The 10,916-nt window shown below is 56.8% G+C and carries 10 protein-coding genes; 1 reads left to right on the forward strand and 9 read right to left on the reverse strand.

The genetic code is table 11. From position 1 onward, the window contains the following. Positions 1-99: 99 nt before the first annotated feature. The 9 genes from AC4GMC_RS15125 to AC4GMC_RS15165 form a co-directional block, all read right to left on the reverse strand. Positions 100-822 carry an SDR family oxidoreductase gene (locus AC4GMC_RS15125; RefSeq protein ID WP_487875667.1) on the reverse strand — a complete coding sequence of 241 codons (723 nt, stop codon included), beginning with the start codon at positions 820-822 and terminating at the stop codon, positions 100-102. Then, positions 822-1,700 (reverse strand): NAD(P)-dependent oxidoreductase, encoded by an 879-nt coding sequence (locus AC4GMC_RS15130; RefSeq protein ID WP_487875605.1) that lies wholly within the window; start codon positions 1,698-1,700, stop codon positions 822-824. The genes AC4GMC_RS15125 and AC4GMC_RS15130 overlap by 1 nt, the downstream gene beginning before the upstream one ends. 11 nt (positions 1,701-1,711) lie before the next feature. Further along, positions 1,712-2,797 carry a Gfo/Idh/MocA family protein gene (locus tag AC4GMC_RS15135; protein WP_487875604.1) on the reverse strand — a complete coding sequence of 362 codons (1,086 nt, stop codon included), beginning with the start codon at positions 2,795-2,797 and terminating at the stop codon, positions 1,712-1,714. Then, a complete protein-coding gene (locus tag AC4GMC_RS15140; RefSeq protein ID WP_487875603.1) occupies positions 2,773-4,263 on the reverse strand; it encodes a UxaA family hydrolase in 1,491 nt (496 codons plus the stop codon). Before AC4GMC_RS15140 ends, AC4GMC_RS15135 begins: the two co-directional genes overlap by 25 nt. Before the next feature lie 77 nt (positions 4,264-4,340). Then, entirely contained in the window at positions 4,341-5,291 is a 951-nt protein-coding gene (locus AC4GMC_RS15145; RefSeq protein WP_487875602.1) for a phytanoyl-CoA dioxygenase family protein, read from the reverse strand. Then, positions 5,288-6,373, reverse strand: a complete 1,086-nt coding sequence (locus AC4GMC_RS15150; protein WP_487875601.1) for a mandelate racemase/muconate lactonizing enzyme family protein — start codon at positions 6,371-6,373, stop codon at positions 5,288-5,290. The genes AC4GMC_RS15145 and AC4GMC_RS15150 overlap by 4 nt, the downstream gene beginning before the upstream one ends. A 49-nt stretch (positions 6,374-6,422) precedes the next feature. After that, the gene (locus tag AC4GMC_RS15155) at positions 6,423-8,018 is read right to left on the reverse strand and encodes a TRAP transporter large permease (RefSeq protein ID WP_487875600.1); all 1,596 of its coding nucleotides are present in this window, start codon (positions 8,016-8,018) and stop codon (positions 6,423-6,425) included. A 4-nt stretch (positions 8,019-8,022) separates the two neighbouring features. Beyond that, complete coding sequence (locus tag AC4GMC_RS15160) at positions 8,023-8,781, reverse strand: TRAP transporter small permease subunit (protein ID WP_487878923.1); 759 nt, start codon at positions 8,779-8,781, stop codon at positions 8,023-8,025. 161 nt (positions 8,782-8,942) lie between these two features. Next, positions 8,943-9,956, reverse strand: a complete 1,014-nt coding sequence (locus tag AC4GMC_RS15165; RefSeq protein WP_487878826.1) for a TRAP transporter substrate-binding protein — start codon at positions 9,954-9,956, stop codon at positions 8,943-8,945. 165 nt (positions 9,957-10,121) lie between these two features. Here AC4GMC_RS15165 and AC4GMC_RS15170 point away from each other — a divergent pair, with 165 nt between their 5' ends. Then, the gene (locus tag AC4GMC_RS15170) at positions 10,122-10,823 is read left to right on the forward strand and encodes a GntR family transcriptional regulator (RefSeq protein ID WP_487878825.1); all 702 of its coding nucleotides are present in this window, start codon (positions 10,122-10,124) and stop codon (positions 10,821-10,823) included. The last annotated feature ends 93 nt before the right edge of the window (positions 10,824-10,916 follow it).

Consider the following 10,916-nt stretch of genomic DNA (forward strand, 5'->3'; position numbering starts at 1 on the left):
GACGTGTCGATACAGGTGAACAAGGCCACCGCGAGCACCATGATACCGATGCCCGCAGCGGTTTTGTCTTCGCGGGGGAGAACGCCTACCAAGCGCGGCTCATATCGTCATCCCGCCGTCGATGCTGATGCATTGGCCGGTCATGTATTGGGTCTCATCTGATGCGAGATAGACGACCAAATCCGCGATCTCTGGTGCGGTGCCGATGCGGCCCATGGGTTGGCGCGCGACAAACGCGGCCATGGCAGCATCGTAGTCGCCCGTGGCCTTGAGCCGGTCGTGCAAAGATGGACTATCGACTGTACCGGGTGCAATGGCATTGCAGGTAATACCCTTGGTGACAAAGTCCGCGGCAACTGATTTTGTAAGGCCGACCACCGCCGCTTTTGATGTGCCATAGATGCAGCGATTGGGAAGCCCCATAATGCTGGAGGCTACGGAGGCGATATTAACGATTGATCCGCGCCCCTTGTCGATCATGCCGGGTAACGCGGCCTGAATGGCGTGCATTTGTGCGCGTACATTCAGATGCATAGCAAAAGCAAAATCGTCATCCGATACGTCCAAGACCGAGCCGCCATGCACGTACCCTGCGCAGTTGACCAAGATGTCGGGGGCTGCTTCTTTGACAGCAGCTTGGAGCGCGTCTTTGTCCAAAACATCCAATCCGAATGCCTTTTCAGCGCTTAGCCCGGTAAGGAGATCTGGGTTCAGGTCAGTCGCAATGACCTGCGCGCCATTGGCCGTCAGCGCCTTAACGCAGGCGCGGCCAATCCCTTGGCCGGCTGCGGTGACAAACGCGCGTTTTCCCGCAAGTCGCATCATGCGCGCCCCATGTTTTCGCTCATCCAGTCAACCATCTGGGAGACCATTTTTTCGCCATCGCCACCTTCGGTCGCGGCCTTCAATGCGTCGCCCGCACAGCCTGACATTTTGCTGTCGAGGTTCATGTCTTGGGTCATCTGCCGGTAGTAGCCGACGTCTTTGGAGGCGTTGGCGATTGAAAATGCGAGGTTTTGATCGCCATCAACTGCGTAGTTCCGCACGAATTCCATCATGCCCGACCGCAAAGGACCAGCTGCCATGACTTCAAACAATTGCTGCCGATCAATGCCAGCAGCATCGGCGGTGGCGAATGCTTCTGACATGGCGCAGGCTGTGGTCATGCCAAAGTAGTTGTTGATCAGCTTGATCGTATGGCCGCTGCCAAGTTTGCCGAGGTGAAAGACGTTCTCGCCCATGACATCGAGCACGGGTTTTACGCGGTCAAATGCGTCCTTGTCACCTGAACACATCAGATTTAGCAGGCCGTCTACTGCGTGGGCGGGGGTCCGGCCGATGGGGGCGTCCAGATAAGTGGCGCCCTTAGCGTCCATGTCCGCCCCGATCTTGAGGGTCGATGCAGGCAGCGAGGTGCCAAAATCGATGACGACTTGGCCGGATTTGACACCCGCAAGGATGCCATTGTCCCCGTAGACGTTTGCCTCGACGTGGTCTGAGGTGCCGACACAGATCATCACAACGTCCGACGCCTCTGCGACGTCGCGTGCGTTGGCGGCTTCGGTCGCGCCACGGGCCAATGCAGCCTCAATTCCAGTGCGGTCGCGGTTGCCCAGAACAATGACATCATAGTCTGCCTTTTGCAGGCATTCGACCATCGCACGCCCCATCAGGCCCAATCCGATAAAACCAACTTTCATACCTTACTCCCTTATATTCCTGTGAACTTTCCGGGAACGTCGCCTTGACGAACCGGATGACCATTGCGCCCAGATAGGGCGGCGGCCAGTGTGATTTCTAGTGCTTTGACACCCTCTGCGCCGCTGCAAATAACGTCGTCCTCACCGCCGTTGGCCACATGCGCAAAGCGGATCAGTTGCTCTTTGATCGGGTCGACTTTGGTGAAGTCCGGCGCGTCATGCCGGAGCAGCGGCTTGGACCATTCGATTTCAGCCGCATCACAGCGACCCCAACGCGTTAACGAGGGGAAGGCCAGTGCCCCTTTGGTCCCGGTGAACCGCAGATAATCTTCACCGGAGCCTGCGATGGCAGGGTTTTCATAGCTGCCGGATTCAAACGACCAAGGCGAGGCGCCCGCATCAGACATTAGGACCGATCCAAGCGCGCCTTGTGCAAAGCGGAACGCCATTGAAGCGGTGTCTTCGATCACAAGGTTGCGGCTGGCGGAGGACAAAAGCGTCGTGACTTCGGTGATTTCACCCACAAGGAAATGCAGCAGATCGACCTCATGGCTGAGGTTTGTCATCAAGGGGCCTGCACCGGGTGCCCTGCGCCACGGCGCATCGTAATAGCTGGCGTGCTTGCGCAAGGACCAAAGTCCTTGAACACCGACCAAATCGCCTAACTCAGATAGGGCGTTGCGAGCGGCTATTGTGAACGGGTGGCAGCGGCGATGGTGACCTGTGAAAAACGGCAGGCCCTGAGCCGTCGCACGTTGAACCAGATCGTTTGCTGCGTCGAGCGTGTGGGCCGTGGGTTTTTCGACAAGAACAGACCAGCCCTTGTCGAAGCACATGAGCGTGCTGTCGGCGTGGTCTTGGGTGGGGGTGGCAATGATCGCTGCGCGTGTATCGGCGGGCGCTGCATCGATATTCGCGACCATAGGCAAGCCCTGCTGAGCGAGGGTTGCGCGCAGTGTGTCGTCGGGTTCCACCACGCAGACAAGATCAACAGCCGCGCAGGATTGCGCGACGCCGATGTGCCGCTGCCCAATTGAGCCCGCGCCAATAATCGTGAGTGGAACCGCCGTGCTCACATCGTTGCGCCGATTTGCCATGGCACAAATTCGTAGTCGCCAAGGCCCTGCGCCTCGGATTTTGACAACTCACCCGAAGCCATGCGCAGCCACATCTCATAGATCTCGCGGCCAACGTCCTCGACGGATTTGCCGTCCGACAAGATCGTGCCTGCGTTGATGTCCATGTCATCCGAAAGGCGGCTGTACATTTCTGTATTGGTAGCCACTTTCATTGAGGGGCTGGGCTTGGCGCCAAAGGCGGAGCCGCGCCCGGTGGTAAAGCACACAAGATTGCAGCCACTAGCGATTTGTCCTGTCACCGAGACAGGATCGTAGCCGGGGCTATCCATAAAAGTGAAACCCTTGGCCGTAACCGGCTCAGCGTATTTGTAGACTCCCATAAGCGGGGTCGTACCGCCCTTTGCGGCGGCGCCCAGCGACTTTTCAAGGATAGTCGTTAGACCGCCTTTTTTGTTTCCGGGGGAGGGGTTGTTGTCCATGCTACCCATGTTGCGGGCGGTATAATCTTCCCACCAAGCAATGAGGCCGAGCAGTTTGTCACCTGTGGCGCGGTCAATTGCGCGGGCCGTTAGCAAGTGTTCCGCGCCATAGATTTCAGGCGTTTCGGCCAGCACGCCTGTGCCGCCTTGTGCGACGAGTAGATCGCACGCATGTCCCACGGCGGGGTTCGCAGTAACACCGGACCACGCGTCCGAGCCGCCACATTGCAGCGCCACCATCAGTTCCGATGCGGGTACCTCTTCTCGGGTAGAGGCGTTGACGACGGGCAGCATTTCTTGGATTTTTTTGATGCCGAGTGAGATGGTCTTTTGCAGGCCGCCCACATCTTGGATATTCATGCTTTGGAAAAGTGGGCCGGGCTTGAGGCCGTAGGCCTCGACCAACCAGTCAATCTGGTTCATCTCACACCCCAGACCAGCCATCAGTACACCGCCGATGTTTGGGTTCTTGGCGTAGCCCCACATGACACGTTGCAATGCTTCGAACCCATCGCCGGATCCGGCCATGCCGCAGCCCGTGCCATGCACAAAGGCGACAACACCATCGACGTTTGGGTAGTCCGTGAGCGTGTCTGGGGTGAAATGCGCAGCAATCATACGCGCGGCGGTAGCCGAGCAATTCACGGACGTCAGAACCGCGATGTAATTGCGGGTGCCGACGCGCCCCGTGGCGCGTTTGTAGCCCATGAAGGTGTCTTGAACTGTAGCTTTGGGTGCAGGACGTAGGTTGGTCGAGAACTCGTATTCTGTGTCTACACCGCGAAATTCTAGGTTGTGTGTGTGAACATGCGCGCCTTTGGCGATGTCTTCGGCAGCGTAGCCGATGATTTGGGCGTATTTGCGCACCGGCGCGCCTTGGGCGATGTCCGCGACAGCCATCTTGTGGCCCCGGGGGATCAATTGTGTTGCGCCATCAGTGCCAATTTCGAGGGGCTTGATTGCGGTGACGACGTTGTCTTGTTCAGACAGGCTGACGGTGGTCATGGTCGTGTGGTCCTATTTGGGGCTCTGCCCCCGCGCTGCGCGCTCCCCCGGGATATTGGGGAACCAAAGAAACTGGGTTAGGCGCAAGCGGGGCTATCGGAGGTCCATCTGTGAATGGGGATGTGGGATTGTGGTGCGAGGGTGGCGCGCGTTTCGTGCCACATGTCACGCCACGTATGCCAATTGTGCAGCTCAGTTTGCGGCGTGGCACGTGAACGAGCGACGAAATCTGGGAAGTGTGCACGGCCTGTGGGTTGGCCCGTGACGTTGAAACGGATGTCGAACGACCAGCGAAAGCCGTCGGAGGTGTTGTCGAGTGCGCCGTGAGGCGTGAGAGGATGGAAAATTACGGCGCCCCCGGCTTTGACGGGCAGGGGCTGAGCCTTGGCCGTATCGATAAAGCCGTCCGCGATAGACGTTTGACGTTTGGGGCAATGGGGGTACATCTGCGGCTTGCCCGGGATAACTTGAAGGCAGCCGTTGTCGAGAGTGGCATCGGTAATGGCGAGCCAGACGGTGACCATCTGCGTGCTATCGCCTTCTTCGTGGGCAACCGCGCGGTCCTGGTGCCAGTCCGTGGCCATAATGTGCGCCGTTGTTTCCGAGTTGCGCAGAGTACGGGCGGGTGGTTTGAGGCGCACATGCTGGATCGGGTTGGAGGTAATTTCTGGCCCGATCAAATCCTCCACCACATCGAGCAGCCGGGGCGTGGTGAGCATGTCGAACACGGCCGGTCCAATGTGGAAGGGGGTGTCAGCCGCGATTTCCGATCCGGGTAGAGAGATGTCCATTGGCTGGAACCACTCACAGCCGGCTTCATAGGCAACAAGCAGCTTTTGGAAAAAATCCATGTTGTCGCCTGGCGGGACGCGGCCCTGAGAGTGCCACTCAGCGTACAGGGTATCTAAAAGCGCTTCGTATTCGGCTTTGACGTTGTTCAGGATTTCGACAGGCAGAACATCGTCGATGACCAGAACACCGTCACGCTCAAAGCGGGCGATTTGATCAGGGGTGAGGGCCAATGTCATGCACGAACCCTTTCTAGCTTTTCCCAATCAAAGGCGACGCCGTGGCCGGGTGTGTCGCGCGCTATGGCATGTCCGTTTTCGATCTTGAGCGGCGTTTCCACGTAGTTTTCAAGGCCGAACCCGTGTGCCTCAAGGTAGGAACGGTTTGGGCAGGCAGCGAGCAGGTGAACTGTGATGTCGTGAGCGCCGTGGCTGGTAACGGGGAGATGAAATGCCTCGGCTAAGCGAGCGATTTTCATAAATGGTGTGACGCCGCCGCAGTTGGTGACATCTGGTTCAGGGAAGGTCACGCCGCTCTCGATTGCGGTGCGAAATTCCCACAGGGAGCGCAGATTTTCGCCAGACGCAATCGGAATGCCGCCTTCGGTGAGGATGCGTTTGTGCCCGGCTGGGTCCTCGGGCGGGATGGGTTCTTCGAACCAGACGGGGTCGAATTCGTTGAACGCGCGTGCTGCGCGAATGGCGGCATCCACGGTGTATTTCATGTTTGCATCAACCATCAGCGGCATGTCGGGCCCGAAAGCATCGCGCATTGCGGCGATTTTGGCGACGTCTTCACGCAGCAGGTCGCGGCCGACTTTCATTTTGATCGCGCGGTGGCCAAGGGCGATGTTTTGATGCGTTTGATCCACCAATTCTTGTGGAGTGAGGTCGATGTCGATCCCGCCCGCGTAGCAGGGAACCGCAGCATCATAGCCACCGAGCAATTGGTAAAGTGGTAGGTCGGCTTTGACTGCCTTGAGGTCCCATAGGGCCATGTCCAAAGCGGATTGCGCAAGTACGGTTGGCCCGCCGCGTCCGCCGTAGTGAAAGGCCCACCAGATATCTTTCCAGATCGCTTCGATCATGGCGGCGTCGCGTCCGATGACCATAGGGGTCATTTCGCGGCCGAGAATGTCTGCAATTGCGCCGCCGTTCACCCCGCAGGTGAAAGTATAGCCGACGCCAGTGGCCCCATCGCTATCTGTAACGCGGGCGGTGACCACCTCAAAGCCGGTCATGGTGCCGTGCATCGCGTCCTCTAGTGCTCGGGGCAAAGGGATCACGTAGTGGTCGGTTTGGATGCGGTCGATAAGGGTCATAGGAATTTCCTGAGCTGGGGGCGCCATGAAGGCGCCCCCAAGAGTTGGTTTACAAGAACACCGTTACGATAGGCGGATATGCCAGCAGAACCGCCAGAGCCAAAAGCTGTAGGGCGATGAACGGCAGGAAGCCTTTGAAGATGTCCGTGAGCGAGATGTGCGCTGGTGCGACTGATTTGAGGTAGAAAGCTGCTGGGCCAAAGGGTGGCGACAGAAAGCTTACTTGCATGTTCATACAGAACACCACGCCGAACCAGATCGGGACCAAGCGCGGATCAATCGACGCAAAGAAGCCGATTTCTTCTGCCGGGAGCCGGACCACGATGGGCAAGAATACAGGCATAATCAGCAGCACGATGCCAATCCAGTCCATGAACATACCCATGATCAGGAAGATGAGCATCATCATCAAGATCACACCCATTGTTGGCAGGTCGTAGCCGACAATCAGGTTGGCCACGTAGGTCGGACCACCCACAAGGGTGTAGGCAGCGGCCAAGGCTGAGGCCCCAATGGTCACCCAAATGATCGTACCTGTGGACCGCAGCGTACGGACCAGAGCATCCCAGACGATCTCGAAGTTCATCTCGCGGCGGAGCAGGCCGATGACGAATACAGCGATCACACCCATGCCAGCGGCTTCGGTGATCCCGGTAATCCCGCCATAGATGGATCCCATAACGACGCCGATCACAATGATCGGTGCGACAAGGCCCTTGCCCATGTCCCAGCCTTTGTCGGTACGCTCTTTGCCCACGATGACATAAGCAATCAACGCGAAGATCGCAAAAGCACCGGCCAAGTAGGGCAGGTCTGCAACCATGCCCAATGGGATTGGGTCGGTGTTTTCGATGACCGCGTTATCGCCTGTAACCGTGAAGAAGAGTGCACGAGCCGTTAATACGCCTGCGATCCACATGCCCGTCTTGGAAAGGAAGCCGAGGAACATCAGACGTTTTTCATTGCCTTCGGGCTCACCGGGAACCGGTTCCGGCAGCGGGGCCAGCGACGGGTTCAGGTTGGTGCGCACGATGATGTACATGATGAAGAACGTCGCCAGCATGAAGCCGGGCAGGAACGACGCGGTAAACAGGGCCTTGATCGAGGTTTCTGTCACGAGACCGTAAAAGATCAACACGATAGAGGGTGGGATCATTGTACCAAGCGAGCCAGACGCACAGATCGTCCCGATTGCGAGGTTCTGGTTATAGCCGAGCCGCAGCATCTGTGGCAGCGCGATAAGGCCCAACAAAACCACCTCACCACCGATGATGCCCGACATAGCCGCCATGATGACGGCCATGATCGACGTCACGATCGCAATGCCACCACGGGTGCGCGACAGCCAAACGTTAAGCGACGAGTACATATCCTTGGCGATGCCCGACCTCTCTAGAAGAGAGGCCATGAATATGAACAGCGGCACCGATATCAGGACGTAGTTCGTCATCTGTCGGTAGACTGCTTGACCCAGAACCGATAGCGGACCTTGGCCAAATGTTCTGAACAGAATGTCCACGTCGAACTTTAGCAAAAGCGTAACCACGGCAAGGAACGCCGAGGCAAAGCCAAGCGGCATGCCGATAGCCAGTAGCGCAAACATCCCGAGTAGGATGATGAGGCTGAGTGTGCCTATATCGACCATATTGTTATACCTCACCCAGTGTTTTTTTGATCTTTTCGATTTCTTCTTCGTCGATATCGTCAGCAGGGGTATGTTCACCCGGTTCTTTGTTCCAATCAGCAATCAGGTTTGAAACTGCCTGAATGGTGACGGCCAGAATGATGACGAGAATGGCTGGTTTCAGCGTGCCGGGCAGAGGTGGATCCCATGCGGTGCCAAATGTTTCCATCCGCAGCATCCGGCGCATGGCGTCGTTGTAGCCGCCATAGATCATCGCGAATGTGAACAAACAGATTAGTGACGTCGAAATCAGGTCACAGATTTTTTGCAGCCAGCGCGGGAACATATCGTAGATGATGTAAATGCGGATGTGGCAGCGTTGCTGCATCGCGTATTGTCCGGCCAGCAGAAACACAAAACTCGCGATCCAGAGGGACAGTTCATTTGCCCAAAGGGTTGGTTTGCTGAACACGTAGCGAGAGACCACCTCGTAGAACATCACCACGACGATGAAGGCTGTCGCAAGCATCGCGATACGCGAGCAAATGAGTGAGACAATGTCGAACATGCCATCGGGTGGCGTTTCGATCGAGACGGCCCAGTCAGACAGATAGATAGCTGATGTCAGCATCGAAAGTGAAACCATGCCAAGCATGGCCCAAACCAATGGTTTCCCGGTTGGTCGGATCATTTCGTGCATACCGTAGGCGGCGTCGCCAAAGAGAAGACGGTTCACGGCCAGCCATGCAAACAACGCAAGTGTGATCGCAATGCTGGCAATCATAGCTTGCCTGCACGGTTTTCGGTACGACCCAAGCCACAGGCTTTCCTGTGCCATAACGTGTACTCCCCTCACATTTTTATAGAGTTTTTTAGGAGCGGCGGGCCCAGAAATGGGCCCGCCTCACCTCGGTCAGCCGAGGTACTATCAATGAGCCGATTGGCTTAGTTGATCAGGCCAAGCTGCTTCAGATAGGCCTTGTGGCTTTCGACCAGTGCACGTGTTTCTGGGTTCTTGTCGGCCCAGCCTTCCCATGCAGCTTGTGCTGCATTGCGGAAGGTCGCGCGGTCCTCTGCGGACCAGTCATAAAGTGTCACGCCTTGTGCTTGCAGCGCGGCTGCCGCTTCGGAGTTCGCCTTTTCGTTGTACAGCGCGATTTGGAAGCTGAGCTTCTGCCATGCAGTGTCGATGATACGCTGCTGCTGCTCGGTCAGGCCGTTCCAGACGTCGAGGTTACACGCGAGGTGATCCGACGGCATGGAGTGGAAGCCGGGGTAGGTGGCGTGCTTAACGATGTCATAGATGCCGAGGCCGACGTTGTTGGCCAAGCCGGATGCGTCTGCACCGTCGATGATACCGGTTTCAAGCGCGGTAAAGATCTCGGTGAAGTCCATGACGATTGGCGATGCGCCGAGCTTTTCAAAGATTTCTGTTTCCAAGCCGGGGGGCGAACGGAATTTCCAGCCCTTCAGGTCTTCGAAGCCAGCAATCGGCTTGGAGGAGGACATGGATTCTTGACCGTAGATGGACCAACCGATGAGCTGCATGTTTTGGTCGTTGTACAGGGCTTGTGCGGCTTCGTAGCCATCACCGTGGTAGAGCCAGCTGTACTGCTGCCATGGTGTGTCGTAGCCACCCATGATGTCGCCAACGAATTGGAACGCAGGGTTTTTACCGGTCTGGTATGCACCGCCTGTCGCGTCACAATCGAGGATGCCGTTGATTGCGGCGTCGAAGGTTTCGACTGTTGCAACAACGGAGGACGAGTAGAACATCTCGATGGTGATGTCGCCGCCGGACATTGTTTGTACGTCGTCGATCCAGGTTTGTAGGAACTGACCCGTTGGGTGCTCAGTTGCATAGTGCGTTTGGATGCGCAGGGTAACTGGGTCCGCGCTTGCAGTTGTTGCAAGCATGGCAGCCGCAGCTGTCCCCATAAGAATGGACTTGAAGTTCATTGTGATTCCTCCCGTTACGGCTCATTGGCCGCTTGATTTACTCTGGAATAACCAGAGCTATTCCATAAGATGGTATACCATCTTGACGTGACGCTAGCGAAAGCCATGTCGACATTCAACAAATTTTGGTATACCAAAAGTGAAAATTCGCACAGGGCCCGTTTTTTGAGCAAATCCATCGACAATTTATCCTTACCTCAGGCTGAGCTAACGCTCCCTGAACAGATCGCGACGGACCTGCGTCGCGATATTCTGAACGGTAAGTTTGCCCCGGGTTCGACCCTCAAGGAGCGTGATAATGCGTTGGAAATGGGCGTCAGCCGCACCCCTATGCGAGAGGCGATTCGTATTCTCGCCAAAGAGGGTTTGGTGCAGTTGCGGCCCGCGCGCAGTCCGATTGTGGCGCGGCCCACGTTCAAGCAGATCAGTGACAATATCGTCGTGTTGACCACGCTCGAACTGCTGTCAGCGGACCTTGCCTGCCAGACGGCCACTGATGATCAGATCCAAGAAATCGAGGACGCCCAGAATAGGTTCGCAGCCGAGGCCGATTTGGTCGAGCGGGTTGAGGCGTTTGAATTGGACATGCAGGTGCATCTGGCGATCACGCGCGCCTCTAACAACGACGTTTTGATTGATGCACATCGTTCGATGCTGGCTCGGATGTGGCGTGCACGGTTCCTGTCGGCGCGTCGCGCGGACAGCCGTGCCAGTGTGATGAAACAACATGACCAAATCATCGAAGACCTAAAACAGCGTGACGCGGATGCGGTCCGCCAAAGCTTAAATGCCCACCTAGAACTGCTTGCGGTCAATGTGCGTGGCTATTTCGAAGCCGAAGAGATGGATCTAACCGCTCCTTCGTAACACTTTCATATCCCAAGACCAAAAAAGGACACACCATATGAAACTCTTGCGCTTTGGCCCCAAGGGCCAAGAAAAACCCGGCGTTTTGGACGC

The sequence above is a fragment of the Thalassobacter sp. genome, from assembly GCF_982993085.1.